We start from the raw sequence: 26,996 nt of genomic DNA, 5'->3' as shown, positions 1-26,996 counted from the left end.
CCGACCCATGGACATTCAGTGTCCGATTGTCGTGTATTAGCACAGGGAGTTGCCATGAAGTCAGCGAAGTCAGCGCTGATAGCGGACGACCATCCGGTGGTTCGCGCTGCCGTCAAAATCCTGCTTAAACAGGAAGGGTTTCAACAGATTCACGAGGTGTCCAGCGGCAACGAGGTCTTGTCGATGATTCGTGACCAACAACCGGATCTGTTGGTGCTTGACCTGGGTTTACCGGGACTCGACGGGCTGGATGTATTGAACCGGATCAAGGCCAGTGGTGTGCGCTGCCGGGTGTTGGTCTTCACTTCACAAGAGCCAAGGTTTTATCAGGATCGTTGCATGCGTGCCGGTGCTGCCGCGTACGTTTCCAAAACCAACGACCTGCAACATTTGCACAAGGCCGTGCACGCGGTGATGGCCGGTTACTCCTATTTCGCCAAGCTCGCCTCGAGCTCGGTGTCGCTGAGCACCTTGCAACGCAGCGAAAGGGAGATGATCGACAGTCTCTCCGACCGCGAACTGACCATCTTGTGTTACGTGGCCCAAGGTATGAGCAACAAGGAAATCGCCGAAATCACCAACCTGAGCCACAAGACCGTCAGCACCTACAAAACCCGTTTGATCGAAAAACTCAATGTGGAATCCAAGGTTCACCTGAGGGATTTCGCCAAACGTAATCATCTGATCTGAATGAGTGCTTTTCGACGATTTCGCCACCTGACCCACCTGGTATTGCTGGGGGGGCTCTGGATTTCCAGCGTCTGTGCACAGCCGCAAACACTGACCCTGCTGGGACGCTCCAGCGTGGACGGCTACGACGTCAAACTGTCGGATGCCGATTCGCGTGTGCTGCGCCAGAAAGGCCGGCTGGTGCTGGCCGTCTCGGCGCCGGATTATCCGCCCTTCGACATCACCACCACCGGCACCGACTATGAAGGGCTGACGGCTGACTATGCCGGGCTGCTCAAACAGCTATTGAACGTGGAAATCGATGTTCAGCGCTACGCATCGCGGGACGAGGCGGTGCGTGCGATCAAGGACGGTGCGGCTGACCTGTTGGGTACGGCTAACCGTTATGAGGTCGAGGATCCACAACTGCGGATGTCCAGTGCCTATGCCGATGATCAACCGGTGCTGGTCACGCGCACCGATTCATCCCTGCCACTGGACCCGGACCTTGCCGGTAAACGGCTGGCGATGCTGTACCACTATTTGCCCGAGCAGCAAGTGCAGGCTTTTTATCCCAAGGCGAATGTGCAGCTGTTCCCTTCGACGCTGGGCGCGGTGGGCGCCGTTGCGTTTGGTCAGTCGGACGCCTATTTGGGGGACGCCATCAGCGTCAATCACCTGATCAGTAAAAATTACCTCAACAACGTTCAACTGGCGGATTTTTCCCGTATGGAGTCCGGGCGTTTTGCGTTTGCGATGAGCCTCGACAACCTCCAGTTGCAACGCATCGTCAACCGGGCCCTGGCGGCGATCCCGACCAATGAACGAATGAATATCCTGCGGCGATGGGGCGGTAGCGGGGCTTCCATTGCCGGCACGCAAGCCCTGCACTTCAGTGTCGCCGAGCAACGCTGGCTCGATGATCATCCACGCGTGCGAGTGGCGATCAACCAAAACCTCATGCCGATTTCCTTTGTCGATGACGGGGGCAATTACCGGGGCATCAGCATCGATGTGCTGGCGAAAATCAGTTTGCGTACAGGTTTGAAATTCGACATTCAGCCAACCCGGTCAGTGGCTGAATTGTTCGAGTGGATCAGGAGCGGTCATGTTGACGTGGTCGCCGGGATCAGCCCCAGCATTGAGCGTGAAACAGAACTGCGATTTACCCGGCCGTTTCTGACCAGCCCGAATGTGCTGGTGACCCGCATCGCATCCGACAGTCCGCGGACACTGGATGAAATGGCGGGCAAAAAACTGGCCATCACCCAGGGCAACAGTGCCGGCGAATTCATTCGCCAGCACTTTCCGCAGGTCGAACTGGTCACTGCGCCGCTGACCGCGGACGGGATGGAAATGGTCGCCGAGGGCAGGACGGACGGCGCCATCAACTCGTTGATCGGTGCCCGGATCATGATTTCCCGGCAATACCGCGACCGTCTGCAAGTGACCAGCACCGTCGGCACCGATCCGGCCCGCAGCACCCTGGCGACCGGTCGCGAGGCCGTTGAGCTGCATTCGATCCTGGACAAGGCGCTGCTGAGTATCTCCCCTGAAGAAATCGATGAAATGACCGGTTATTGGCGCAATGACCTGATGGTTGAACAAAGCTCCTGGCTGCGTCACCGGCAAGACATTCTCCAGGCCTTTGTCGGTGCCGGCGCCTTGCTGTTGCTGGCGCTGGCCTGGATCGCCTGGCAGCGCCGGCAGATCCGCCTGCGCCAGCAATTGCTCAGTCAATTGCAGGACGCCAAGGACGCGGCGGATGAGGCGAACCGTGCCAAGACCACGTTTCTGGCGACCATGAGCCATGAGATCCGCACGCCGATGAATGCGCTGCTTGGCATGCTCGAATTGGCGTTGAAGCGAGCGGATGAAGGCGTCACCGACCGGTCGGCAATCGAGGTGGCGGCCAATGCCGGGCAACAATTGCTGGCGTTGATTGGCGACATCCTGGACATCGCCCGCATCGAGTCCGGGCATTTGTCCCTGACGCCGGAACGGGCCAACCTGCGCAGGCTGGTCGAATCGGTGTGCCGGGTCTTTGAAGGTCTGGCCCGGCAGAAGAACCTGGAGTGGCGCGTCGACCTGGGCGAGCACAGCGACGCCGACGTATTGATCGACCCCACGCGCTTCAAGCAGGTGCTGTCCAATCTGCTGAGCAACGCGATCAAGTTCACCGATGAAGGTGAAGTGCGCCTGACGCTGCGGGTCGAGCCCCGTGCAGTCGGGCAACTGGCGGTCTCGGTGCGCATTGAAGACACGGGCATCGGTATCAGCGAGATCGATCGGCAGCGACTGTTCAGCCCGTTTGTGCAGGCGCAAAACAGCCAGCAAACAGGTCGAAACGGCTCAGGTCTGGGGCTGGTGATCAGCCGCACGTTGTGCGAAATGATGGGCGGGCAATTGCAGCTTGCCAGCGTGTTGGGGAAGGGCACGCGGATTGATGTCTGCCTGGATCTGCCCGCGTTGCAACCGTTGCCGTCCAGCGAGTTACCTGACCGTGAGGAACAGGCGCAGACCCGGCCGCTGACCATTCTGGTGGTCGATGATTACCCGGCCAATCGATTGCTGCTCTCACGGCAGTTGAGCTACCTGGGCCACCGGGTGATGGACGCCGAGGATGGCCAGCAAGGTCTTGATCGATGGCGCGAATATGAATTTGATGTGCTGATCACCGACTGCAACATGCCGGTGCTCAGCGGCTATGAATTGGCCGGGGCCATCCGCGATGAAGAGCAGGTTCAGGGATTACAACCGATCCTGATTCTGGGGTTGACCGCCAATGCGCAGCCCGAGGAGAAGGCCCGTTGCCTGGAAGCGGGGATGGACGACTGCCTGTTCAAACCGATCCGCCTGGCAGATCTGGGCGCCTGGTTGGCGTCCAGGTTTGCCGATGGCGCGGTGCCGCCCCTCGAAACACCCTCAACCGCCGACATCGACTTGAGCGGTCTGGAGCGTTACGTCGGCGAGGACTACGAGCTGATCAATCAACTGCTGAGTGACCTGGCCGCGACCAATCGCACGGATCGGCAGGAGTTGCTCAAGGCTCATGCCCGTGGCGAACAGCATGCCCTGTGCACGTTGGCGCACCGCATCAAGGGCGGGGCGCTGATGGTGCGGGCGGTCAGTCTGATCGAATGCTGCGAGGACCTTGAGCGTGCCTGCGGTGATGGTCGTGCGGGGCTGATCGACGAAGCCGTCGATCAGTTGCAGCAGGCCATGACGCGCCTCGACCAACGCCTGGCGCAGGGCGACGCTTAATCCCAGTTTGGCGCGATGCCTTTGGGGCTGGTCAGGCGATGGGCGCGTTCAAGGCCGGCGATCAACGCCATGTCGGCGTCGCTCAGGGTCAGGGCGCAGGCCTTGAGGTTGCTTTCAAGGTTGGCGCGTTTGGTGGACGACGGGATCACCGCGTAACCCGATTGCATGGCCCAGGCCAGGGTGACTTGCGCAGGTGTTGCTTGCAGGCGCTCGGCGATCTGCTGGATAACCGGGTCTTTCAGCACTTCGCCGTACGCCAGGGTCATGTAGGAAGTGATCTGGATGTCCTGGCTTTGCGCGAATTCGACGACCTTGCGGTTTTGCAGGTACGGGTGCAGTTCGATCTGGTTGGTGGCGATGTGCTCGGCACCGATGGCGGCGATGGCTTGCTTCATCAGGTCGACGGTGAAGTTGGAGACGCCGATCTGCCGGGTCAATCCGAGTTTTTTGGCTTCGAGCAACGCGCCCATGAATTCTTCGACCGGCACTTGGTTTTCCGGCGATGGCCAGTGGATCAGCGTCAGGTCGAGGTAGTCGGTCTGCAGCTTTTGCAGGCTCTCTTTAAGGCTGTCGATCAAGCGGTCCTTGGCGAAGTTGGCGACCCAGATCTTGCTGGTGATGAACAGCTCTTCACGGGCAATGCCGCTGGCCGCGATGGCCTCGCCGACCTCGGCTTCGTTCTCGTAGATTTGCGCGGTATCGATGGCGCGGTAGCCCAGTTCCAGGCCAGTGCTCACCGAATCAATGACCACCTGGCCTTGCAAGCGAAACGTACCAAGACCGAATGCGGGAATAGACATCAATGACTCCAGAGGTTGCAGTGGGAATGGGCACGAGTATCGGTGCCTGCATCCTTGAGAAAAACCGCTGGATGGGCAAAGCAATGTTTACCGCAAGTCATGAATAGTGGGATGTCTGCGAAATTGATGGTGTCCGGTCTGGCCCCTTCGCGGGCAAGCCTCGCTCCTACAGGGGGGCACACTGTTTCTGTAGGAGCGAGGCTTGCCCGCGAAGGCCGCGACTCGGTTTCGGATCTTATCCGCGAGCCTCAAGAATCATGCAAGTCGTCGACCCCGTCGCATACAACCGCCCATCCACATCATAAATCCGCCCCTCGGCCAGCGCCGTCGAACGCCCCAGGTGCACAATCTTGCCCTCGGCACGCACCGGTCCGCTGGCGCCGGTCAACGCGCGGACATAGCTGATGCGCAGATCCAGCGTCGTATACCCCTGGCCCTTTTTCAGCTGCGTATGAATCGCGCAGCCCATGCACGAATCCAGCAAGGTCGCCGCATAGCCGCCATGCACGCTGCCCAGCGGGTTGTAATGCCGGGCGTCCGGCGTGCCCTGGAAGATGAACAGCCCGGCCGACCATTCGATAGGGATGAAGTCCATCAGCGTGCCAATCGGCGGCGAGGGCAGTTCACCGTTGCCGATGCCCTCGAAGAACTCGGCCGGCGACAGAGCACTGACCTCGGCCAGCGACAGGCTGCCGGGCCCGGCCAGACGTGCGCGCATGGCGTCTTCCTGAACGATCCATTGGGCGAGGGTGGCTTCTCGGTTGGTGCTTTGCATGTTCAGTGTCCTCGGACGGGCGCAGATATTATGGTTGTAATCTGCGTTAATATTATGTCCGAAATAAAAACTCCGCCAGCCCCCACTCATCGGCCCTGTAGGAGCGAGCCTGCTCGCGATGGAGGTCAACGGTAACGCAGCCAGTCTGGCACCCCGCGGAGCTCTCACGTTTTTCGCGAGCAAGCTCGCTCCTACAGGTTCGTCCGTGTCGGCAAAAAAAGGGCTAGGCGATGTCGCTGTGGGTGAATTCCTCACCGAGAAAGTCAATCAACGTCCGTACCGACGGCAGTAACCCACGGCGAGAGGGGAAGATCGCATGGACGATCCCGCACTTGGGCGCCCAGCCCGGCACCAGTTCGACGAGGCGTCCGGCGGCAATGTCATCGCGCACCACCACGCTGGGCAGGTGCGCGACGCCAATCCCCGCGAGCACCGCGTGACGCAAGGCCAGCAAGTCATCGGTGACCATGCGCGGTGCGTGTCGAATCAGCGCGCTGGCGCCGTTCGCACCGAACAATTCCCATTGGTACTCACGCTGCGCCGCGCCCCAGTGCACGCTGGGCAAACCGCTGAGGTCGGCCGGGGAGGCGGGCGACGACAGCCGTTCGGCAAACGTCGGGCTGCCCACCAGGCTTTGGGTGCTGTTGCCCAGCACCTTCATCACCATGTCGGTGTTTTCCAGTGGCGGAAAGCGCACGCGCAGGGCGATGTCGAAACCCTCGTGAATCAGGTCGACCCGGCGGTTGGTGCTCTCGATGAACAACTCCACCAACGGGTATTTGAGCATGTAGCGGGTCAGCATCGGCCCGACCCAGGAGTTGAGCAAGGCGGTCGGGCAACTGATGCGCACCAGGCCCTGGGGTTCGGAGCGGTTGCGCTCGATCAGTTCGGCGGCGCTTTCCGCTTCCACGCGCATGGCCAGGCAGCGCTGGTAATAGGCCTGGCCGATTTCGGTCAGCGAACAATGCCGGCTGGTGCGGTGCAGCAGACGTACACCGAGGCGATCTTCGAGTTCCGCGATGCGTCGGCTGAGCTTCGATTTGGGCATGTCCAACGCCCGGCCGGCCGCAGCGAAACCCTGATGTTCCACCACTTGGGTGAAGTAGTAGAGGGTGTTGAGGTCTTCCACCATCGTTCTCCATATAGAACGCTAAGGCTGATTTTTGCAGTCTAGCGCACCAAAGGGTTCAGTTTTAAGCTTTGTCCATCGCGTCAAACCACAGATTTCGGAGGCAGCATGAAAAACATCATCGGCATCTACACCAGCCCACGGACCCATTGGGTCGGCGACGGTTTTCCGGTTCGTACGCTGTTTTCCTACGACAACCTGGGCAAACACATCAGCCCGTTTTTGCTGCTGGATCACGCCGGCCCTGCTGAATTCACCCCGACCACCGAGCGTCGTGGCGTTGGTCAGCATCCGCACCGCGGTTTCGAAACCGTGACTATCGTTTATAAGGGCGAACTGGAGCATCGCGACTCCACCGGCAGCGGCGGCAAGATCGGCCCGGGCGATGTGCAATGGATGACCGCCGCCTCGGGGATTCTCCACGAAGAGTTCCACTCCGAAGGCTTCGCCAAAACCGGCGGCACCCTGGAAATGGTCCAGCTGTGGGTCAACCTGCCGGCCAAAGACAAAATGGCCGACGCCGGTTACCAGACGATTCTCGACGGTGACATTCCGAGCATTCCGCTCAAGGACGAGGCCGGCAGCCTGCGCCTGATCGCCGGCGAATTCGACGGCTACACCGGCCCGGCGCGGACATTCACCCCGGTCGATGTCTGGGACTTGCGCCTCAACGGCGGCAAGTTGCTGACCCTCGATCTGCATGAAGGTCGCAACACCGCACTGGTGGTGCTGCGTGGCACGGTTCAGGTCAACGGCCTGGAGCTGGTGCGCGAAGGGCAGTTGGCGTTGTTCGAACGCAATGGCCATCAGATCAGCCTGGAAGCCAATAACGACGCCGTCGTGTTGCTGCTCAGCGGCGAGCCGATCGACGAACCCATCGTCGGCCACGGCCCGTTCGTGATGAACAGCGAGCAGGAAATCCACCAGGCCTTTGCCGATTTTCAATCGGGCCGGTTTGGACGGATGAGCGGTTGATACACGGATAGATGGTTGCACCGCGCCAGGCTTGACTGACTACGCTTGTCTGGCCGCGTCTGAATGATCAATCAAAACACCCCCACGCCGAACTGTTCGGCATCGATTAAAACCGAGGATGACCCCATGACTACTTCTTACAAACGTCTCGACAAGGATAACGCCGCCGTTCTGTTGGTGGATCATCAGGCGGGCCTGCTGTCTCTGGTGCGGGACATCGAACCGGACCGTTTCAAGAACAACGTGCTGGCCCTGGCCGACCTGGCCAAGTACTTCAAATTGCCGACCATCCTCACCACCAGTTTCGAAACCGGCCCCAACGGCCCGCTGGTGCCCGAGCTCAAAGCGCTGTTTCCGGATGCGCCTTACATTGCCCGTCCTGGCCAGATCAACGCCTGGGACAACGAAGACTTCGTCAAGGCGATCAAGGCCACCGGCAAGAAGCAACTGATCATCGCCGGCGTGGTGACCGAGGTGTGCGTGGCATTCCCGGCGCTGTCGGCACTGGCGGAAGGTTTTGACGTGTTTGTGGTGACGGACGCTTCCGGCACGTTCAACGAGCTGACCCGTCAATCGGCCTGGGACCGCATGTCGTCCTCCGGCGCGCAATTGATGACCTGGTTCGGCCTGGCCTGCGAGCTGCATCGCGACTGGCGCAACGACGTGGAAGGCCTGGCGACCCTGTTCTCCAACCACATCCCGGACTACCGCAACCTGATGACCAGCTACAACACGCTGACCAATAGCAAATAATCACTGACACACACATCACCCCTGTAGGAGCCGGCTTGCTGGCGATGGCGGTCTGACAGTCACTCAATTGTTGACTGCTCTACCGCTTTCGCCAGCAAGCCGGCTCCTACAGGTTTTTGTGTTGTTCTCAAGCCTGCGTTTGCTCCTACACTGTGCCCATCCGTACATGGCTGGAGTTGCTTGATGCTGTCACTGCTTACCAATCACCCGCTGGTCTGTGCCCTGATCCTGATCATCATCGATCTGGGGCTGTGGCGCTTGATCAGTGCCAGTGGCAGCAACTGGAAACTGTTGGTGCGGCTGCTGATTTTCACGTTGTTCAGCATCCTGTTGTTCAACGAAGGCCTGAACCCTCTGGAGCCTGCGCCCTGGGCGGACAACGTGCCGTTGCACCTGGCGGCGACCGGTTTGCAGATTGGCTGGTGGCTGTTCGGCGCGCGCACCCTGACGGTGTTGATCGGCGCAGGGATGATGCAACGGGTCGGGCACACCGGTCGCCTGCTCCAGGATTTGCTGGGCGCGGTGATTTTCCTGATCGCGATCATCGCGGCCCTGGCGTACGTGCTCGACCTGCCGGTCAAAGGCGTGCTGGCGACGTCCGGCGCGTTGGCGATCATCGTCGGCCTGGCGCTGCAAAGCACCCTCAGCGACGTGTTCTCGGGGATCGTCCTCAACACCACCAAACCCTATCAACTGGATGACTGGATCTCCATCGACGGCACCGAAGGTCGGGTCACCGACATCGATTGGCGCGCCACGCGCCTGCAAACGTCCCAAGGCAGCATGGCGGTGATCCCCAACTCGCTGGCGGCCAAGGCCAAGATCATCAACTTCAGCCGGCCGAGCGACATTTTCGGCGTGTCGATCAGCTTGCAGTTGAGCCCGCACGCACGTCCGCAAACGGTGATCGATGCGCTGGAGCGGGCGATGGAGGGGTGCCGATACCTGCTGGCCAAGCCGGCGCCGTGTGTCGCGCTCAAAGGTTCGAGCGCCACCGGCGTGGAGTACGAAATCAGCGGCTTCGTGGTCTCGATGGACCAGAAGCGCATGGTGCGCAATCTGCTGTTCGATCTGGCGTTCCGGCACTTGCAAGCGTCGGGCGTGAGCCTGTTGTCCAGCGTCGAATCGAATGCACCGGTGAACCTGTCGCGGCCACGGGCGTTGCTGGAAAGCTCGGCGATTTTTTCGACTTTGCGTCAGGAAGAGAAAGAAACCTTCAGCCAGCACATGACCCTGCAAAACTTCCGCGCCGGGGAAATGATCCTGCCGGCGGGGGAGGTCAGCGATCATCTGTTCATCATCGAATCCGGCGTGGTCTCGGTGGCGTTGAGCCGCGTCGGGGGCAAGTTCGAGTCCGGGCGCATGGGGCCGGGCGAGGTGATCGGCGAGGGCGGGATCTTGTCGGACACGGCGCTGCCGGCGGACTTCAGCGCCAAGACCGCCTGCAGCCTGTACCGGATCGAAAAGGACTACCTCAAACCGTGCCTGGATGCGCGGCATGACATCGGCGAAGCGATGAAGGCGTTGCTGGATTTCCGTTTGCACAAGGCACAGACGTTGACCCAGGAAACGCCGAAGGTGGTGGAGAAGAAGGGGTTTTTGCAGTGGTTGCGCAGTCGGGCTTAGCGATCTGGGTTGGATGGCCGCTGCGCGGATCGCGAGCAGGCTCACTCCCACAGTTGACCGAGTTCTATCTGGGAAATACGGTCAACTGTGGGAGCGAGACCGGCTTGCCGGCGATGGCGGTTGCAGGCTCACCACAGAATTCAGATCAGAAATCTAGCGTCGCCGAAACCTTCAGCGTCCGCGGCGTCCCCTGTGTCAGGTACCCGCCATTCGCCGAGGCCCAATACGCCTTGTTCGCCACGTTCTCCAGATTGGCGCGCAAGGTGATGTACTTCTCATCCATCTTGAAGGCATACCGCGACCCCACATCAAAGCGGTTCCACGCCGGAATGCTCTGGGTGTTGGCGGCGTTCAGGTATTGCCCGCCGGTGCGCAACATCCGCGCACTGAGCGCCGCGCCTTCGATCCCCGGCACGTCCCAATCCGCCCCGACGTTGAGTTGAAAACGCGGTACGCCGACAGCGCGGTTGCCATCGTTGACCCCGTTGGTGCTGCCTTCGATTTCGGTCTTCATCAGCGTCGCACCGCTCAGCAGGCGCAGGCCATCAAGCGGCTCGCCATAGACGTTCAACTCCACGCCTTTGTTTTGCTGCTCGCCGTCGACCCGGAAGATCCCGTCCTGGGTGTAGCTCGACGGTTGTTCGATGCGGTACACGCCCAGGCTTGCGCCATACGTGTCCATGTCCAGGCGCACGCCGGCTTCGATTTGCTTGCTGCGCACTGGGGCGAAGGTTTCGTCGCGGTTGATCGCGCTGGTCGGCGGCGTCGGGCCCTTGGCCAGGCCTTCGATGCGGTTGGCGTAGAACGAAACGTGCTCCCACGGCTTGATCACCAGGCCATAGACCGGCGTGGTGATCGACTCTTCGTAGCTTGAGGTGCGCGCACCGGTGGTGGTGTTCCAGCCATCGACGTTCAGTGTCTGGCGCCGTACGCCGAGGGTGAGCAAGACGCGATCATCGATGAAACCCAGGGTGTCGGACACCGCCGCGCTGCGCAGGGTGTTCTTGCCGACGATGCGCGGGTCGTGAATGTCGCTGGCAAACGATGTGGGGCTTGGGCGCGGTTTGTCAGTGACGTCGTAGAGATTGGTGCTGTAGCGCGTGGCGGCGCCTATGGTTTCGAACGCCGAGCGTTGCTGGCCCCAGATACCCGCGAGGCCCAGGTTCAATTGGTGACTGATCGGCCCGGTGTTCAAGTGGCCGTTGAGGCCGGTCATCAGGCTTTTGTTGTCCTCATCGTGAGGCGAGTACAGCATGCCGCCCCGGGCATTGCCGTTGAGGTCGGTGACGGTCAGCGACGAATACACGCCGTTCTCCCGCGTGTGTTTGGCGCCGCCGGACAGATAGGCGGTCCAGTTGTCGCTGAGGTCGTACTCGGCGCGGGCCATGCCGAAGGTGTCTTCCAGTTGCGAGTAGCTCCAGCTCTGTGCGTACCCGGCGTTGGCATCCGGTACCTTGGGCGCTTTGCTCAAGGTCGAATCGACATAGATCACCGAGCGGCCCTGATTGATCACCTGTTTCTGATAGCCCAGGTCCGTCGACACCCGCAGGCGATCACCTCGGTAGTCCAGGCCGACGCTGATCAGCGACGAGCGACGGTCTTCGTCATCGACGGCGGTGGCGCCTTCGCGTTGCAGCAGATTGACCCGCGCGCCGAATCGGTTGTCTTCACCAAAGCGCTGGCCCAGGTCCAGATGCCCGCCGACCCGGCCATCGTCACTGTAATCAAGGGTGACGCTGCGGGTCGGCACATCGTTGGCGCGTTTGGGTTGCAGGTTGACGCCACCGCCAATCCCGCTGCCGCTGGGTGTAACACCATTCACAAAAGCGTTCGGTCCCTTGAACAACTCGACCCGTTCCAGCGCTTCGGTGGCGATGATCTGCCGGGGCAGGATGCCGTAAAGACCGTTATAGGAAATGTCATCAGACAGCAGCGGCAAACCGCGGATCACGAACACCTGGGAGAAGTTGCCAAAGCCGGCGGACTGCCGCACCGAAGCGTCGTTGAGCAACACATCGCCCACGGTCTGCGCTTGCTGGTCGGCGATGGTTTTGGCGGTGTAACTGGTGACGCTGAAGGGCAGGTCTTTCAAGGCCTGGTTACCAAGCATGCCGATCTGCGCAACCTTGGCGACCTGACCGCCACCGTAGGTGTCCGCGTTGTCGTCGCGCAGGGCGCTGACGCTGGTGGCGCCCAGCTCCAGCGCACCGTTGGCAGCGACTGGCGGCGCCACGGTGTAACCGTTTCCGCCCGTGCTGATCAACTCGAAGCCGCTGCCCTCAAGCAATTGCGCGAAGCCTGATTGCACGCTGTAGTTGCCTTGCAATCCCGGGCTCTGGCGATTGCCCAGTTGCGCCGGATCGAACGACAACGGCACGCCGACCGCCACGGCGAATTGCGCCAGGGTATGACTGAGCAGACCCGGGCCGATGTTGATGGTGTGGCTGGCGCTTTCGTTGACAGTGTCAGCGGCATGGCTGTTGATCGGCAGCCACGCGGTGAAGGCCAGTGCAACACTCAGGCTCAGGGCTTTGAGCGGGAAATCGGCGGGGCGGTGCAGGGGCGTTGAAGTCATTCGGCGTTCCTGTCGAGCGCGTGGAATTGAAGAGGTTTATCCACACACCGAACGAAACGCAGAAAAGTATCAGGGGACTGTGAAATAGTTTTTCCGCGCGATCAGACCCGCGGTTCGACCGACAGCCAATACCGGGTCAGGCTGCTGATTTTCAGCGGCAGCGTATCGCTGAGCAGGCGCAGGCTGGCGTCGGTGTCACGCAGGGAAAACGCCCCCGAAACCCGCAACCCCGCGACATCCGCATGACAGCGCAACACGCCGGGGCGATAGCGGCTCAATTCGCCGAGCAATTCATCCAGGCGCATGTTGTTCGCCAGCAACATGCCCTTGTCCCAGGCCAGGGCACTGGTGTCGAAGTTCTCGAGCGGGTCGAGGCGATTGAGCTTGAAACTCTGGCGCTCACCGGCCTTGAGGGTTGTACTCTTGGTCAGCAACTGCGGCGTGACCTCCACGAGCCCTTCGAGCACCGACACCTGACTTCGCGAGTCAGTGACCCGCACGCAAAACCGCGTACCCAGCGCACGTGCGATGCCTTGCGGGGTTTCGACGATAAAGGGCCGGGCGCCGGGATCCTTGGCGGTGCTGATCAACACTTCGCCATCGAGCAGCACAACCCGGCGTTCGCGCAGGTTGAAGGCAACATCCATCGCACTGGCGGTGTTGAGCAGCACATGGCTGCCGTCCGGCAGTTGCAGGCTTTTCTGCTCGCCGACGGTCGTGCGTTGATCGGCGGTCCATTGCTGCCATGGCATACGTTGCGAGGCAATGCCCAAGGGGCCGGCCATCAGGAACACACCCAGGCACGTGAGGGTTTGGCGACGGCTGAGGCCATCCTTGTGCGCGGCCCGTTGCAGGGTCTGGATGGCCAGGTTGGCCGGTACGCTGCGGAACTCTCCGAGCAGCGCTTCGGCGCGTTGCCAGGCCAGCGCATGCTCGGCACTGCGATTGCGCCATTGGGCAATGGCCTGATGGTCGGACGGCGTCGCGCTGCCTGAATGCAACTGCACCAGCCAGTCGGCGGCTTCGCCGAGAATGTGCGGGTTGATCATCGACGAGTTCATCAAGCGACACTCAGGCAGGCGATGAACGCGGCGCGCATATGTCGTTTGACGGTGATCAGCGACACATTCAGTCGAATGGCGATCTGGGCGTACGTCAGCCCTTCGATCTGTGACAGCACGAAGGTGTCGCGAGTGACGGCGGGTAATTCGCGAAGCAAGGCTTCGATGCGCATCAGGGTTTCGAGAATCAGCAGGCGGGTTTCCGGTGACGGCACCTCGGCGACTGGCAGGTGAGCAATGGTCTCCAGATAGGCGCGCTCGATGTCCTGACGTCGCCAGCGATCAATCATCAGGCCTTTGGCGATGTGCGTCAGCAGCGCGCGAGGTTCGCTGCCCCAGGGCTTGACGACTTGCCGGGTCAACAGGCGCAGGAACGTATCGTGAGCCAGGTCCGCCGCGTCGCAGCGATTACCGAGTTTTCGATGCAGCCATCCCTGCAGCCAACCGTGGTGTTCGCTGTAGAGGGTATGGATATGCTGATTCGAAGGTTGGTCGGCTGACGACATGGGGGACTGATACTCTTTTCCGGCGTCCTGGCCTGATGCAATTAAGAATTGATCGCATTCTAGTGGCGAGGACCGAGTGCTGGCAATCAGCCTGACAGACTATTTTTTCGCCCCCCTGTAGGAGCGGCGGTCTACTCGACTTCTGAGAAATTGGATATTCCAGCAGCCGGCCTGCGGGACTAACTTAGCTCCACCCCCACTTGCTCCCGGAGCCTGCCATGAAACCTCGTATCGATTTCTACACCGCGTCCCCTGACGCCCTGAAAGCCATGATCGCCCTGGAAACCGCCGTTTCGAAGCTGCCGCTGGAAAAGACCCTGATCGAACTGGTCAAGCTGCGTGCATCGCAAATCAACGGCTGCGCCTTCTGCATCGACATGCACACCGCCGATGCCATCAAGGGCGGCGAAACCCCGCGTCGCCTGTTTGCCGTGACCGCCTGGCGCGAGGCACCGTTCTTCACCGAGCGTGAACGTGCTGCGTTGCTCTGGACCGAATCCCTGACCCAACTGAGCCTGACCCACGCTCCGGACGAAGACTACGACGTGGTCGCTGCGCAGTTCAGCCCCAAGGAAATGGTCGACCTGACCGTGGCGATTTCCACCATCAACAGCTGGAACCGTCTGGCGGTAGGCTTCCGTAAAACGCCTCAGGCCTGATCAGTGAGCGTCCGCTGACGGCGCGGCCGGTGGTTGCACCTTGCGCATCAAGGGCACCATCGCCGTGGCGATGATGAAGCAGACCATGATCATCAGAAACGCATCGCCGTAGGTTTGCGTCTGCGCTTCGCGGTAGGTCATCAGCCATAACTGGTGCAGGCTGGCGGTGACACCCGCGTCACCGCTTTGGCCGAGCGTGGCGAAGTTGTTGCCGACCTGGGAAAACCATTGATTCAGGGCTTCGTTGGTGCTGTTGAGGTTTTCCGCCAATCGTGTGAAGTGCAGGTTGGTGCGGTCATTAAGGATCGTCGCGCAGGCGGCGATGCCAATGGCTCCGCCCAGGTTGCGCATCAGGTTGAACAGCCCGGAAGCGTGTTTGAGTCGGGCCGGTGCCAAGCCGCCGAGGGTCAAGGTGACCGCCGGCGGCACCGCCAATTGCTGGGCAATTCCGCGTAGCGCTTGCGGCAGCATCAATTCCTTGCCTCCCCAGTCATGGGTGATCGGGCTGAAATCCCACATCGACAAAGCGAACAACCCAAGGCCGGTCATCATGACCCAGCGCAGATCGATGCGGTTGGCCAGAAAGGCGTACAGCGGAATCGCCATGATCTGGAACACCCCGGTGGAGAAAACCGCCAGACCAATGTCCAGCGCGCCATAACCCCGCACCCGGCCGAGAAACAACGGCGTCAGGTAAATCGTGGCAAACAGGCCGATCCCGGTGACAAATGAGAAGAAGCAGCCGAGGGCGAAGTTGCGGTCTTTGAGGGCGCGCAAATCGACGATCGGATTGGCCACGTGCAAGGTCCGGCCGATGAACGCCAGGCCCGCCAGGCCGCTGATCCATGCGGTGGTCAGAATCGTGCGATCACTGAACCAGTTCCAGCGCGGGCCTTCTTCGAGGGTGTATTCCAGGCAGCCGAGAAACAGCGCCAAAAACACCATGCTCAAATAGTCGGCGCCCTTGAGCAGCGACAGTTCCGGCTGGTCGATTTTCACCAGCATCGGCACCGCCACCGCAACAAAAATCCCCGGCACCAGGTTGATGTAGAACAGCCAGTGCCAGGAGGAAACATCGGTGATCCAGCCACCAATCACCGGCCCCAGTGTCGGTGCCAATGACGCCACCGCGCCGATGGTCGCGGCGGCGATCACCCGTTGTTTGCCGGTGAAGAAAAAGAACGCCGTGGTGAACACCAGCGGGATCATTGAGCCGCCAAGAAACCCTTGCAGGGCGCGGAAGGCGATCATGCTCTGAATGTTCCAGGCCGCGCCGCAGAGCAGGCTGGCCAGGGTGAAACCCACCGCGGATGCGCAGAACAGCCAGCGGGTCGAGAACACGCGGGAGAGCCAGCCGGACAGCGGAATCACGATGATTTCGGCGATCAGGTAGCTGGTCTGCACCCACGCCGTTTCGTCAGTGCCCGCCGAAAGTCCGCCACCGATATCGCGCAACGAAGCCGAGACGATCTGGATATCCAGCAGGGCAATGAACATGCCGATGCACATGGTGGCGAAGGCGAACACCTTGGTCGCCGTCGCCATGCTGGCGGCGTTGAACGGCTGCGCGGGGGCGGCGAGGGCGCGGCTCATGGCGCGCTGGCCACGGCAGGTGTTTCAGGCTCCTTGCGTGTGTCGACTTCAGCGGTCACCGACAGGCCCGGACGCAGATGCCCGAGCACGCCGTCGGCAGGATCGAGCACGATCCGCACCGGCACTCGCTGCACGATTTTGGTGAAGTTGCCGGTGGCGTTTTCCGGTGGCAACACGCTGAACTGCGAACCGCTGGCTGGCGCGAGGCTGTCGAGGTGACCGTGGAATACCTGCCCCGAGAGCACGTCGGCGTGAATGATCACTGGTTGGCCCGGTGTCATGTGCGCCAGTTGGTCTTCCTTGAAGTTGGCATCGACCCACAGCCCGCTGGCCGGCACCACCGACAACTGCTGCGAACCGGCCTGCGCATAAGCACCGACCCGCGCCCGGCGATTGCCGATCACGCCATCCATCGGTGCGCGCAACTCGGTGTAGCCGACGTTCAATTGCGCCAGGTCTCGTTCAGCCCGGGCTTGCATCAATGCCGCGCGCGCCTGCTGTTTCTGAGTGTCGATCACGTTCAATTGGCGTTGCGCCGCCAGCAGTTCAGCCTGGGCCCGTGCACTCAGCGCCTGGGCGGTCTTGAAGGTGGCGTCGGCCCGTTGCGCACTTTCCACGGAGACAGCGTTGCTGCCGACCAGGCGTTTGTAGCGTGCATTGTCGTCCCGTGAGCGGGCCGTTTCAGCGCCGGTGGCATCGATCCCCGCACGGGCCTGACTGATCACTGCGTGTTGCAGTTGTTCGGTGGCGTCGAGGTTGGCCAGCAAGGCTTCTTGCGCGGCCACCGCGCCTTCGGCCTTGGCCAGGTTGGCGCGGTAGTCACGGGAATCGAGGCGGATCAACACATCGCCGGCCTTCACTTTCTGGTTGTCGCTGACCAGCACCTCTTCGATGTAACCCGCAACCTTCGGCCCGATCACCGTCACGTCGCCGCCAATGTAGGCGTCGTCGGTTTCTTCGATGAAACGCCCGGCGGTCCACCAATGGGCGGTGTAAAGGCCTGCACATACCAGGGCAGCAATGGCCAGCGTCAGCAGGATCAGGCGCTTGAGCAGGGGAGGCTTGGGTGTGCTCACCGCAACGGCAACGTCGGGTTCAAGGCTGGGCATGCTGGTCATGGAGGATTACCTGTGGGAATTGGCGTTTAATTACGTACGTAATATGACGCATGTAATATTTGGTCGCAATTAATTTCTGCTGCCGATCGTCAGGTGCTTATTTTCGCCAGTGGCCAGGGGTGATGCCGGTCATGTCCTTGAAGAAGGCAATAAACGCACTGTCACTGGCAAAACCCAGTGCGAAGGCGCTGTAACCGATGTTTCTGCCGGTGGTGAGCAGTTCGATGGCCCGCATCAACCGCCACTGTTGGCGCCATTGCTGATAACTCATGCCGGTTTCACGCTGGAAGATTCGCCCGATGGTTCGGCCGCTGGCGCCGATCTGCGCTTGCAGGACCTGAAGTTCGGGCGGTAGCTGATCGAGCGTTGCAAGCAGCGGCGTCAGGCGTTTGTCCCAGGGCAATGGCAGCAGCATCGGCTGCTGTGCGGCGTCACGGATTTCGCTGAGGCACAGGCCCAGTAAGTGAACGAATTTGCCGTGCTGCCAATCGGTGTCGAATTCCGCTTGGGCAATCGATTCCAGCACTGCCCGCAGCAATGGGCTGACTTCAATCACGCAGACGTGTTGCGGCAGCTCGGCGCACAGCGAAGGTGTCAGGTAAATCGAGCGGTAGTCGACGCTCTGTTGCATCACCGCGCGGTGTGTCACCCCGCAGGGAATCCACGCTGCGCGGGAGGGCGGCAGCAGGCACAACTGCTGCGCGAGGGTAATGCGCGTGCTGCCCTGGCGGGTGAACAGCAACTGCCCCCGTTGATGTTGATGTAAACCGGAGTCGTGATCGCCAAGGGTGGCGGCGATACCGATCACGGCGGCGGGATAGCTGTCGGGGTCGAATTGCGCGTGTGCATCCAGCCAGGTCATGGTTTGTCCGATTTCATAGATTAGTTGTCCGGGTTTTGATAATACGTCAGTCACGGTTTCATAAGCTGCTCGCCAGTTTTCCTGGGGAGTGAAGTCGTGATGAGTTACAAAAAATTGTTGGTGTTGACCATCGCTTTGCTGATGTTCCCTCAGATCGCCCAAACCCTTTACAGCCCGGCATTGGCGGACATCGGCCAGGCCTTCGCGGTCGGGCCGCAGGCGGCGGCGCAAATGCTTTCCGTGTATTTCCTGGCCTTTGCGTTTGGTGTGGTGGCGTGGGGCCGGATGTGCGACCGCATCGGACGTCGACCGTCGATGCTCGTTGGCCTGGGGGTGTACGCCGGCGCATCGCTGCTGGCGCTGAACGTCCGCACGTTCGATGCGTTGTTGATGGCGCAGGCGCTGGCGGCGTTCGGTGCGGCGGTGGGCTCGGTGGTGACGCAAACCGTGCTGCGCGACCGCTTCAAGGGCGCGGAACTGGCGCACGTGTTTTCGCTGATGGGCATTGCGCTGGCGGCCAGTCCGGCGATTGGCCTGTTCACCGGGGCGAGCCTGGTGGAAGGTTTCGGGTATCGAGGTGTCGTGGCGTGTCTGTTGCTGTTGTCCGCGGCGCTCTGGCTGTGGTGCCTGCGCGTCCTGCCCGAAACACGACCGCAGCAGGTGACGACACCGGCCTTGTTCGAGACGCTGTGGCGAATGCTGGGCGACCGCGATATCTGGCATTCGACGTTGCTGGTCGCGCTGTTCAACATTGCCTTGTTCAGCTACTACAGCCTCGGTCCTTTCGTGTTCCAGCGACTGGGCTTGAGCGCGCAGTGGTTCGGTTACAGCGGGGTGATCCTCGCGCTGGGTTCCGGTCTCGGTGCCTGGCTCAACCAGCGGCTGTTGCGTCGAGGCGTGAGTGGCCCGCAGCTGATTCAGCTGGCGGCGATGCTGGTGTGGGTGGGGGCCAGTGGCGTATGGCTGATGCAAGAAAGCCTTGGGTTTGTATTGCCGATGCTGCTGGTGGTGCTGGCGTTCGGGATGGCCATCCCGAACATTCTAGGCTCGGCACTCGCCAGTTATGGGGACCGGCTGGGCACGGCGGGCGCGCTGTTCGGATTGTTGTATTACCTGTTGATCGGCGGCGGGCTGATGCTGGTGGCCTGGGCACAAGCGTTGGGCGAAACCCTGATGGTGTGCGGTGGGTTGGCGATGTTGCTGGCACACACGAGAAGCCGTTTGGTTATTGACCGATGTGCAAACTGACAGGAACTCACTCAAACGCCTTGCCGGCGATGAGGCCCTTGGATTTGCATCGATCATGCGGACGCCATCGCCGGCAAGCCAGCTCCTACAGTGGATCGGTGTGAACGTTGAGACTGGCGTTCACACAAACCCCTTGTAGGAGCCGGCTTGCCGGCGATGGGGCCTTTGGATTTGCATCGATCATGCGGCCGCCATCGCCAGCAAGCCGGCTCCTACAGTGGATCGGTGTGAGCGTTGAAACTGGCGTTCACACAAAGCCCTTGTAGGAGCCGGCTTGCCGGCGATGGGGCCATTGGATTTGCATCGATCACGCGGCCGCCATCGCCAGCAAGCCGGCTCCTACAGTGGCTCGGTGTGAGCGTTGAAACTGGCGTTCACACAAAACCCTTGTAGGAGCCGGCTTGCCGGCGATGGGGCCTTTGGATTGGGATCGATCATGCGGACGCCATCGCTGGCAAGCCGGCTCCTACAGTGGCTCGGTGTAAACGTTGAGACTGGCATTCACACAAACCCCTTGTAGGAGCCGGCTTGCTGGCGATGGGGCCATTGGATTTGCATCGATCATGCGGCCGTCATCGCCGGCAAGCCGGCTCCTACAGTGGATCGGTGTGAACGTTGAAACTGGCGTTCACACAAAGCCCTTGTAGGAGCCGGCTTGCTGGCGATGGGGCCTTTGGATGTGCATCGATCATGCGGACGTCATCGCCGGCAAGCCGGCTCCTACAGGACTGCGTTAATCCTCGCGTTTGACGACCAGCGTGAGGATGTCGTAACTGGCGACCAGTTCGCCCAGCTGGTTGGTGACTTCCACGTCCCACGCCACCACGCCCTGTGGAATGCCCTGCGGGCTCTTTTTGCCTTGATCGATTTTGCGTTTGCAGGTCAGGCGCGCCTGGATGGTGTCGCCGATGCCCACCGGGTTGATGAAGCGCAACGTATCCAGGCCGTAGTTGGCCAGCACCGGGCCTGGCGCCGGGGAGACGAACAGACCGGCCGCCGCCGACAGTACGAAGTAACCGTGGGCGATGCGTTTGCCGAATTGCGATTCCTTGGCGGCGATCTCGTCGAAGTGCATGTAGAAGTGATCGCCGGACAGGCAACCGAAGTTCACCAGATCGGCCTCGGTCACGGTGCGACGGTGGGTCAGCAGCGACTCACCGATCTGCAGGTCCTGGAAGAACCGGCGGAACGGATGCACCTCGGTCTCGATGACCTTGGCGCCGCGCACGTATTCACCGGTGACGGCGGCGAGCATGGTCGGCGAGCCTTGCACGGCGGCGCGTTGCAGGTAGTGTTTCACTGCGCGCAGACCACCGAGCTCTTCACCGCCACCGGCACGACCCGGCCCGCCATGCTTGAGTTGTGGCAGGGGCGAGCCGTGGCCGGTGGATTCGGCGGCGGATTCGCGGTCCAGCACCAGCAAGCGACCGTGCCAGGCTGCCGCGACGGGAATGGCTTTGGCGGCGATCTGCGGATCCTTGGTGATCAGGCTCGCCACCAGGCTGCCTTTACCGCGTGCGGCCAGGGCCAGTGCTTCGTCGAGGTCGTCGTAGGCCATCAACGTGCTGACCGGGCCGAACGCTTCGATGTCGTGCGCGCCGCCTTCAGCGTGCGGGTCGCGGGCCTGCAACAGGGTCGGCGCGAAGAACGCACCCTGGCTGACGTTTTCGCCACGCGGTTCAAAACCGTCGCGAGCGCCGAACAGCATGTCGCTGCTCTGCAGCAGGCTTTCCAGACGCTCGGCGACGTCTTTTTGCTGATCGTGAGAGGCCAGTGCACCCATGCGCACGCCTTCCACCGACGGGTCGCCGACCACGACTTTCTTCAGGCGGTCGCGCAAACGGGTCGCGACGGCATCGATGTGTTTGGCCGGCACGATGGCGCGGCGGATGGCGGTGCATTTCTGCCCGGCCTTGGTGGTCATTTCCCGTGCGACTTCCTTGATGAACAGCTCGAACTCTTCGTCGTCCGGGGTCACGTCCGGGGCGAGGATCGCGCAGTTCAGCGAGTCGGCTTCGGCGTTGAACGGCACCGAGTTGCGGATCAGGTTCGGATTGACCCGCAACTTCGCGGCAGTGTCGGCCGAACCGGTGAACGTCACCACGTCCTGGCCTTGCAGGCGGTCGAGCAAGTCACCGGTGCTGCCGATGATCAGTTGCAGGCTGCCCGCCGGCAGCAAGCCGGATTCGTCCATCAGCCGCACCACGGCTTCGGTCAGGTAGCTGGTGGCGCTGGCCGGTTTGACGATGCACGGCATGCCGGCGAGAAAGCTCGGCGCGAATTTTTCCAGCATGCCCCAGATCGGGAAGTTGAACGCATTGATATGCACCGCCAGACCACCGCGCGGCACCAGAATGTGCGTGCCGGCGAAGGTGCCTAGCTTGCTCAACTGCATCGCCGGGCCTTCGTGGACGATGTTGCCCGACGGCAGTTCCCGCGAACCGAGGCTGGCGTAGGTGAACAGCGTGCTGTTGCCGCCCTCGATATCGATCCAGCTGTCGGCACGGGTGGCGCCGCTGTGGTGGGAGATCGCGTAAAGCTGTTCCTTGCGTTCGCTCAGGTACAAGGCCAGTGCCTTGAGACGTTGCGCCCGTTGCTGGAAGTCCAGCGCCATCAAGCCGCTGATGCCTTGGCGACGACCGTGCTCGACGGCTTCGGCGAAGTCCGGACGTTCCTCGTGGGTGCGTGCAATCTCGTGGCCGTCGATGGCGCTGCGCAGCACCTGGGCACCGTGTTGGCCGATCCAGCGACCGGCGATGAAACTTTGCAGGGTAGGGGCGTGAGACATCACGATTCCTCCAGGTTGTGAAAGGTGTTGGCGCGGCGGTAACCGCGCCCTTCAGGGATTACCAAAGCGCCACGGTGTAACCGACGATCAGCCGGTTTTCATCAAGGGCGGTGTTCAGGCCATTGCCGGAGCGGAAGGTCACGTTGCGCCAGCGCAGGCTGACGTCCTTGAACACGCCGCTCTGGATGACGTAACTGATGTCGGTGTCGCGCTCGCGCTCACGGCCGTTGTCGACGGTGCCGGCCTTGACGTGGCGCCCGTCGGTGTATCGGGTCATGAAGGTCAGGCCGGGAATGCCTTGCGCCGCGAAGTCGTAGTCGTAACGCAACTGCCAGGAGTCCTCGTCGGCGCGGGTGTAGGTGTTGAAGGTCACCAGGTTGACCACGTACGGATCGCCGCCGTTGAGGAACGGAAAGGCACTGTCGCCGGACAACTGCTGGTACATGGCACTGACCTTGTGGGCACCGTGGGACACGGTGAACATGCTGTTGAAGTTGCGGTTGTCGATGCGCCCGGCGCGCTCGGCGCCATCACCCCGGCTGTCGAAATAGCGCAGGTCGCTGCGCAGATTGAAACCGTTGCCCAGCGGTTGGGTATGCACCAACCCGACAAATTGCTGGCGATAAATCTGATCGAGCTTGCCGTAGTAGTAACTCAGGTTCAGCTGTGGATTGAAGGCGTAGCTGCCGCCGGCAAAGTCGAAGTGATCACTGCTGGCGGCGGCGTAGCCGATGTCATCGTTGCTGGAGGAGTCCCGCAGGTTGGCCTTGGTCAGGCGCCCGGTATTCAGCGTCAGGCCACTGATTTCCTGGCTGGTCAGCAAGCCGCCTTCGAAGGTCGAACCGAGCAGGCGGGTGTCGTTGTAAGTCGCCACCGGCAGCAGAGGTTGCAGGGTGCCGAGCTTCAACACGCTTTTCGACACCCGCACCTTGCCGGTCAGCCCCAACTCGCTGAACTCGTCCGCCGGCTCATGGCTTTTCGGACCGAAGGGCAGCAGCCCGGTGCCACGGCGATCCGGGCTGGAGTCGAGTTTCAATCCCAGCTCCCCCAACGCATCGAGACCGAAGCCTAAAGTGCCGTCGGTGAACCCGGACTCGATGCGCGCGGTGAAACCCTGCGCCCATTCTTCAGCCTTGGATTGCGCCGCGTTGTCCTGACGGAAATCGCGATTGATGTAGTGGTTGCGCATTTCAATGCGGGCCTTGCTGTCGTCGATGAAGTCGGCCATGGCGCTGGGGGCGACCATGGGCAGGCTCAATGCGGCGGCCAGCGAAAACAGTGATTCGTAAGGTGCAGAACGTGCGGGCTTCATTGTTTTTATTCCCTGCCATCAGTCGGTCGTGATTAGTGCTTGCTGGCGCCGGAGGCACCGATGCCGGTCATCGAACGGATGAACTGCGCCAGATAGCGGCCGCGCTCAAGGACCGCTCGCGGCGAGGTGTCGGTGACCGAAAACAGCCAGGCACTGAAAAACGCGAGGCTCATGGAAAACAGCGCCGGGTTGGAGTACGGGAACAGCGCCTTGTCGTGATGCAACACGTTGACCCACACCGCCGGGCTCAGCACCAGCAGGACAATCGCCGAGACCAGCCCCGTCAGGCTGCCGGTGACCGCGCCGCGAGTGGTCAGGCCTTTCCAGTACATAGAAAGGAACAGCACCGGGAAATTCACCGACGCGGCGATGGCCAGCACCAGGCCGGAAAGGAACGCAATGTTCTGCGATTCGAACAGCAGGCCGAGGATGATCGCCAGCACACCGATGCACAGCGTGGCGATGCGCGAAACGCGGATTTCCTGCTGCTCGGTGGCCTGTCCTTTGCGCATCACGCAGGCATACAAATCGTGGGACACCGCCGAGGCACCGGACAACGCCAGGCCTGCAACCACCGCCAGAATGGTGGCGAAAGCCACCGCCGAGATGAAGCCGAGGAACAGGTTGCCGCCCACGGCTTGTGCCAGGTGCACGGCGATCATGTTGCCGCCGCCGATGATCGCGCCGCTGGCATCGCGGAACGCAGGATCGGTGCCGACCATGACGATGGCGCCGAAGCCGACGATGATCAGCAGCAAGTAGAAGTAACCGATGAAACCGGTAGCGTAGAACACGCTTTTACGCGCTTCCTTGGCATCGCTGACGGTGAAGAAACGCATCAGGATATGCGGCAGGCCGGCGGTGCCGAACATCATGCCCAGCCCCAGCGAGATCGCATCGATCGGGTTCGACAGCAAGCCACCGGGCGCCATGATCGCGCTGCCCTTGGCGTGTACGGCAGTGGCGCCGGCGAACATCGCTTCGGTGCTGAAACCGAAATGCTTGAGCACCATGAATGCCATGAACGTGGTGCCGAACAGCAGCATCACCGCTTTGATGATCTGCACCCACGTGGTGGCGAGCATGCCGCCGAAGGTCACGTAGAACACCATCAACACACCGACCAGCATCACCGCGTAGAGGTAGTCGATGCCGAACAGCAACTCGATCAACTTGCCGGCACCGACCATCTGCGCCACCAGGTACATCAACGCGACGGTCAGGGTGCCGAAGGCCGAGGTCAGGCGCACCGGGGTTTGTTCCAGGCGATAAGAGACCACGTCGGCGAACGTATATTTGCCGAGGTTGCGCAGGCGTTCAGCGATCAGGAACAGGATGATCGGCCAGCCCGCCAACACGCCCAGGGCGTAGAGCAAGCCGTCGTAGCCATTGAGAAACATCATCGCCGAGATGCCGAGGAAGGACGCCGCCGAGATCATGTCGCCGGCAATCGCCAGGCCGTTCTGGAAGCCAGTCATGCCACCGCCGGCGGTGTAGAAATCGCTGGCGGAACGGGTACGCAATGCGGCCCAACGCGTGACGCCGAGGGTGAACAGCACGAACACCAGGAACATGCCGATGGCGTTCCAGTTCAGTGGGCGGGACGCGCCGTCGGCGGCGACCGCGAAGTCGGTGACCGCTGCCAGCGGCAGCAGGAACAACGCCAGGAGCCGGCTCATCGGGCGCACTCCTGCTTCAGCTTTTCGTTGAGCGGATCAATCACGTTGTTGGCGCGATAGACGTAGAAACCGGTCAGCGCGAAGGCCAACACCACAATCACCACACCGACCAGCATGCCCACCGAGGTCACGCCGCCGCTCAAGGATTGACCGAGGGTGGCGGGGGAGAACGCCACCAGCAACACGAAGCCGAAATAGATCACCAGCATGATCAGCGACAGCGACCAGTACAGGTTTTGTTTGCGACGAACCAGCTGGATGAAATCGGGGTGCTGGCGGATGAGTTCTACGTCTGTGGGTGTCATGGCACGCTCTCTGTTGTTTTTGTTGTGGGGTGAAACGTGGTGTTTCGGCGTAATGCCTACAGAAACCGGATTCCGGCAGGCAGTACACGAAACCTGTAGGAGCTGGCTTGCCAGCGATGACGGTCTGACGTTCGCGGTGATTTAACGGACCTCATCGCCGGCAAGCTGGCTCCTACAAGGGGTGTGGTGATCTTCAGAGTTGGTCGAAATCCAGGATGACTTTGTCGCTGACCGGGTACGCCTGGCACGACAGCACGTAACCGGCGGCCACTTCGTAGTCTTCCAGGGCGTGGTTGCTGTCCATTTCCACTTCGCCTTCGATGACCTTGCATTTGCACGTCGAGCACACGCCGGCCTTGCACGAGTAAGGCAGTTCGGCGCCCTGGGCGTTGCCGGCATCGAGGATGCTCTGGCTGTTGCGCGGCAGGTCGAAGGCCAGCGCGCGGCCGTCGCTGATGACGGTGATCTGGCTGACCGCCGCATCAACTTGCCGTGCAGCCTCGCGAGCTTCGCGTTTTTGCTGGCTGCCAGCGGCGGCGAACAGTTCGAAATGGATGCGCTCCGGTGCCATGCCCTTGGCCTTGAGGCTGTCGCGCACGGTTTCGGTCATCTCCTGCGGGCCACAGATAAATGCCGCATCAAGGGCTTTGACATTGAGCCAGCGGGAGAACAGTTGCTCGCATTTCTCGGCGTTGATCCGGCCGTTGTACAGGTCGACATCCTGCTGCTCGCGACTGAACACGAAGATCAGGTTCAGACGCTGCAAGTAGCGATTTTTCAGATCTTCGAGCTGTTCACGGAACAGCGCGCCGGAACTTGAACGGTTGCCGTACAGCAGCGTGACGCGGCTGTGCGGCTCGGTTTGCAGGGTGGTCTTGATGATCGACAGGATCGGCGTGATGCCGCTGCCCGCCGCCACGGCCAGGTAATGACCGTGGCGTTGTGGGTCGAGCTCGACGCAGAAGTGCCCGGCCGGCGGCATCACTTCCAGGCTGTGCCCGGCCTTCAGCTGTTCATTGGCGAATGCGGAGAAACGCCCGCCGGCCACACGCTTGATCGCGACGCGCAGTTCGCCGTCATTGACGCCGGTGCAGATCGAATACGAACGACGCACTTCTTCGCCATCCATCTGCGTGCGCATCACCAGGTGCTGGCCTTGGGTGAAGTGAAAACTGTCTTGCAGGTGCTGCGGAATATCGAAGGCGATGGACACCGCGTCACGGGTTTCGGCGCGCACGTCCTTGATGGTCAGGCTGTGAAATTTGCTCATTATTGTTCTCCAGCTGGGACGGCCGATCG

General features: G+C 61.4%; 21 protein-coding genes. 7 read left to right on the top strand and 14 right to left on the bottom strand.

What is annotated here, in order from left to right; translation table 11 throughout:
• The first annotated feature begins 54 nt into the window (after nucleotides 1-54).
• The gene (locus KGB24_RS07375) at nucleotides 55-690 is read left to right on the top strand and encodes a response regulator transcription factor (RefSeq protein WP_223414213.1); all 636 of its coding nucleotides are present in this window, start codon (nucleotides 55-57) and stop codon (nucleotides 688-690) included.
• Nucleotides 691-3,933: a transporter substrate-binding domain-containing protein gene (locus KGB24_RS07370; RefSeq protein WP_223414214.1), complete on the top strand. Its 3,243-nt coding sequence runs from the start codon at nucleotides 691-693 to the stop codon at nucleotides 3,931-3,933.
• Here the strand turns inward: KGB24_RS07370 and dkgB are convergent.
• The 3 genes from dkgB to KGB24_RS07355 all read right to left on the bottom strand — a co-directional run bounded on the left by dkgB (nucleotide 3,930) and on the right by KGB24_RS07355 (nucleotide 6,640).
• Entirely contained in the window at nucleotides 3,930-4,733 is an 804-nt protein-coding gene (gene dkgB, locus KGB24_RS07365; RefSeq protein WP_223414215.1) for a 2,5-didehydrogluconate reductase DkgB, read from the bottom strand. The genes KGB24_RS07370 and dkgB overlap by 4 nt on opposite strands.
• Before the next feature lie 235 nt (nucleotides 4,734-4,968).
• A complete protein-coding gene (locus KGB24_RS07360; RefSeq protein ID WP_223414216.1) occupies nucleotides 4,969-5,508 on the bottom strand; it encodes a PaaI family thioesterase in 540 nt (179 codons plus the stop codon).
• A 223-nt stretch (nucleotides 5,509-5,731) separates the two neighbouring features.
• Nucleotides 5,732-6,640, bottom strand: a complete 909-nt coding sequence (locus KGB24_RS07355) for a LysR substrate-binding domain-containing protein (protein WP_223414217.1) — start codon at nucleotides 6,638-6,640, stop codon at nucleotides 5,732-5,734.
• A gap of 105 nt (nucleotides 6,641-6,745) precedes the next feature.
• Between KGB24_RS07355 and KGB24_RS07350 the strand changes: the two genes are divergently transcribed.
• From KGB24_RS07350 to KGB24_RS07340, 3 genes are all read left to right on the top strand, one after another.
• Nucleotides 6,746-7,612 carry a pirin family protein gene (locus tag KGB24_RS07350; RefSeq protein WP_223414218.1) on the top strand — a complete coding sequence of 289 codons (867 nt, stop codon included), beginning with the start codon at nucleotides 6,746-6,748 and terminating at the stop codon, nucleotides 7,610-7,612.
• A gap of 126 nt (nucleotides 7,613-7,738) precedes the next feature.
• Entirely contained in the window at nucleotides 7,739-8,365 is a 627-nt protein-coding gene (gene ycaC / locus KGB24_RS07345; protein ID WP_008032356.1) for an isochorismate family cysteine hydrolase YcaC, read from the top strand.
• Nucleotides 8,366-8,548: 183 nt separating this feature from the next.
• Nucleotides 8,549-9,991, top strand: coding sequence for a mechanosensitive ion channel domain-containing protein (locus KGB24_RS07340; protein ID WP_223414219.1), 1,443 nt, complete (start codon nucleotides 8,549-8,551; stop codon nucleotides 9,989-9,991).
• 145 nt (nucleotides 9,992-10,136) lie between these two features.
• Here the strand turns inward: KGB24_RS07340 and KGB24_RS07335 are convergent, their stop codons facing one another.
• The 3 genes from KGB24_RS07335 to KGB24_RS07325 form a co-directional block, all read right to left on the bottom strand.
• Entirely contained in the window at nucleotides 10,137-12,566 is a 2,430-nt protein-coding gene (locus tag KGB24_RS07335) for a TonB-dependent receptor (protein ID WP_223414220.1), read from the bottom strand.
• 101 nt (nucleotides 12,567-12,667) lie between these two features.
• Nucleotides 12,668-13,627 carry a FecR domain-containing protein gene (locus KGB24_RS07330; protein ID WP_223414221.1) on the bottom strand — a complete coding sequence of 320 codons (960 nt, stop codon included), beginning with the start codon at nucleotides 13,625-13,627 and terminating at the stop codon, nucleotides 12,668-12,670.
• A complete protein-coding gene (locus tag KGB24_RS07325) occupies nucleotides 13,627-14,133 on the bottom strand; it encodes a sigma-70 family RNA polymerase sigma factor (RefSeq protein ID WP_223414222.1) in 507 nt (168 codons plus the stop codon). The genes KGB24_RS07330 and KGB24_RS07325 overlap by 1 nt, the downstream gene beginning before the upstream one ends.
• A gap of 218 nt (nucleotides 14,134-14,351) precedes the next feature.
• Between KGB24_RS07325 and KGB24_RS07320 the strand changes: the two genes are divergently transcribed.
• A complete protein-coding gene (locus tag KGB24_RS07320; RefSeq protein WP_223414223.1) occupies nucleotides 14,352-14,792 on the top strand; it encodes a carboxymuconolactone decarboxylase family protein in 441 nt (146 codons plus the stop codon).
• Here the strand turns inward: KGB24_RS07320 and KGB24_RS07315 are convergent, their stop codons facing one another.
• The 3 genes from KGB24_RS07315 to KGB24_RS07305 all read right to left on the bottom strand — a co-directional run bounded on the left by KGB24_RS07315 (nucleotide 14,793) and on the right by KGB24_RS07305 (nucleotide 18,365).
• Nucleotides 14,793-16,385: a DHA2 family efflux MFS transporter permease subunit gene (locus KGB24_RS07315; protein ID WP_223414224.1), complete on the bottom strand. Its 1,593-nt coding sequence runs from the start codon at nucleotides 16,383-16,385 to the stop codon at nucleotides 14,793-14,795.
• Nucleotides 16,382-17,503: an HlyD family secretion protein gene (locus KGB24_RS07310; RefSeq protein ID WP_223414225.1), complete on the bottom strand. Its 1,122-nt coding sequence runs from the start codon at nucleotides 17,501-17,503 to the stop codon at nucleotides 16,382-16,384. Before KGB24_RS07310 ends, KGB24_RS07315 begins: the two co-directional genes overlap by 4 nt.
• A gap of 97 nt (nucleotides 17,504-17,600) precedes the next feature.
• Nucleotides 17,601-18,365: an AraC family transcriptional regulator gene (locus KGB24_RS07305; protein WP_223414226.1), complete on the bottom strand. Its 765-nt coding sequence runs from the start codon at nucleotides 18,363-18,365 to the stop codon at nucleotides 17,601-17,603.
• A gap of 99 nt (nucleotides 18,366-18,464) precedes the next feature.
• Between KGB24_RS07305 and KGB24_RS07300 the strand changes: the two genes are divergently transcribed.
• Complete coding sequence (locus tag KGB24_RS07300; protein WP_223414228.1) at nucleotides 18,465-19,613, top strand: MFS transporter; 1,149 nt, start codon at nucleotides 18,465-18,467, stop codon at nucleotides 19,611-19,613.
• Between the two features lie 733 nt (nucleotides 19,614-20,346).
• Here KGB24_RS07300 and paaZ read toward each other — a convergent pair.
• The 5 genes from paaZ to paaE form a co-directional block, all read right to left on the bottom strand.
• A complete protein-coding gene (paaZ, locus tag KGB24_RS07295) occupies nucleotides 20,347-22,401 on the bottom strand; it encodes a phenylacetic acid degradation bifunctional protein PaaZ (RefSeq protein WP_008032371.1) in 2,055 nt (684 codons plus the stop codon).
• Nucleotides 22,402-22,459: 58 nt separating this feature from the next.
• Entirely contained in the window at nucleotides 22,460-23,713 is a 1,254-nt protein-coding gene (locus KGB24_RS07290; RefSeq protein WP_223414229.1) for an OprD family porin, read from the bottom strand.
• 32 nt (nucleotides 23,714-23,745) lie between these two features.
• Complete coding sequence (locus tag KGB24_RS07285) at nucleotides 23,746-25,392, bottom strand: cation acetate symporter (RefSeq protein WP_223414230.1); 1,647 nt, start codon at nucleotides 25,390-25,392, stop codon at nucleotides 23,746-23,748.
• Nucleotides 25,389-25,697, bottom strand: a complete 309-nt coding sequence (locus KGB24_RS07280; protein WP_008032377.1) for a DUF485 domain-containing protein — start codon at nucleotides 25,695-25,697, stop codon at nucleotides 25,389-25,391. The genes KGB24_RS07285 and KGB24_RS07280 overlap by 4 nt, the downstream gene beginning before the upstream one ends.
• A gap of 193 nt (nucleotides 25,698-25,890) precedes the next feature.
• Entirely contained in the window at nucleotides 25,891-26,967 is a 1,077-nt protein-coding gene (gene paaE, locus KGB24_RS07275) for a 1,2-phenylacetyl-CoA epoxidase subunit PaaE (protein ID WP_223414231.1), read from the bottom strand.
• Nucleotides 26,968-26,996 lie beyond the last annotated feature (29 nt).

Source organism: Pseudomonas sp. BF-RE-25 (assembly GCF_019956105.1).
In the GTDB taxonomy this organism is placed as follows: Bacteria; Pseudomonadota; Gammaproteobacteria; order Pseudomonadales; family Pseudomonadaceae; genus Aquipseudomonas; species Aquipseudomonas migulae.
Note: the sequence above shows the minus strand (reverse complement) of the source record. Positions and strands in the feature narration are given on the sequence as shown.

Coding starts and splice junctions, on each gene's coding strand:
- KGB24_RS07330 (WP_223414221.1), bottom strand. CDS start 13,627: ATGAACTCGTCGATGATCAACCCGCACATTCTCGGCGAAGCCGCCGAC.
- KGB24_RS07325 (WP_223414222.1), bottom strand. CDS start 14,133: ATGTCGTCAGCCGACCAACCTTCGAATCAGCATATCCATACCCTCTAC.
- ycaC (WP_008032356.1), top strand. CDS start 7,739: ATGACTACTTCTTACAAACGTCTCGACAAGGATAACGCCGCCGTTCTG.
- paaZ (WP_008032371.1), bottom strand. CDS start 22,401: ATGTCTCACGCCCCTACCCTGCAAAGTTTCATCGCCGGTCGCTGGATC.
- KGB24_RS07305 (WP_223414226.1), bottom strand. CDS start 18,365: ATGACCTGGCTGGATGCACACGCGCAATTCGACCCCGACAGCTATCCC.
- KGB24_RS07320 (WP_223414223.1), top strand. CDS start 14,352: ATGAAACCTCGTATCGATTTCTACACCGCGTCCCCTGACGCCCTGAAA.
- KGB24_RS07285 (WP_223414230.1), bottom strand. CDS start 25,392: ATGAGCCGGCTCCTGGCGTTGTTCCTGCTGCCGCTGGCAGCGGTCACC.
- KGB24_RS07300 (WP_223414228.1), top strand. CDS start 18,465: ATGAGTTACAAAAAATTGTTGGTGTTGACCATCGCTTTGCTGATGTTC.
- KGB24_RS07375 (WP_223414213.1), top strand. CDS start 55: ATGAAGTCAGCGAAGTCAGCGCTGATAGCGGACGACCATCCGGTGGTT.
- KGB24_RS07370 (WP_223414214.1), top strand. CDS start 691: ATGAGTGCTTTTCGACGATTTCGCCACCTGACCCACCTGGTATTGCTG.
- KGB24_RS07280 (WP_008032377.1), bottom strand. CDS start 25,697: ATGACACCCACAGACGTAGAACTCATCCGCCAGCACCCCGATTTCATC.
- KGB24_RS07310 (WP_223414225.1), bottom strand. CDS start 17,503: ATGACCAGCATGCCCAGCCTTGAACCCGACGTTGCCGTTGCGGTGAGC.
- KGB24_RS07355 (WP_223414217.1), bottom strand. CDS start 6,640: ATGGTGGAAGACCTCAACACCCTCTACTACTTCACCCAAGTGGTGGAA.
- KGB24_RS07290 (WP_223414229.1), bottom strand. CDS start 23,713: ATGAAGCCCGCACGTTCTGCACCTTACGAATCACTGTTTTCGCTGGCC.
- paaE (WP_223414231.1), bottom strand. CDS start 26,967: ATGAGCAAATTTCACAGCCTGACCATCAAGGACGTGCGCGCCGAAACC.
- KGB24_RS07335 (WP_223414220.1), bottom strand. CDS start 12,566: ATGACTTCAACGCCCCTGCACCGCCCCGCCGATTTCCCGCTCAAAGCC.
- dkgB (WP_223414215.1), bottom strand. CDS start 4,733: ATGTCTATTCCCGCATTCGGTCTTGGTACGTTTCGCTTGCAAGGCCAG.
- KGB24_RS07340 (WP_223414219.1), top strand. CDS start 8,549: ATGCTGTCACTGCTTACCAATCACCCGCTGGTCTGTGCCCTGATCCTG.
- KGB24_RS07350 (WP_223414218.1), top strand. CDS start 6,746: ATGAAAAACATCATCGGCATCTACACCAGCCCACGGACCCATTGGGTC.
- KGB24_RS07360 (WP_223414216.1), bottom strand. CDS start 5,508: ATGCAAAGCACCAACCGAGAAGCCACCCTCGCCCAATGGATCGTTCAG.
- KGB24_RS07315 (WP_223414224.1), bottom strand. CDS start 16,385: ATGAGCCGCGCCCTCGCCGCCCCCGCGCAGCCGTTCAACGCCGCCAGC.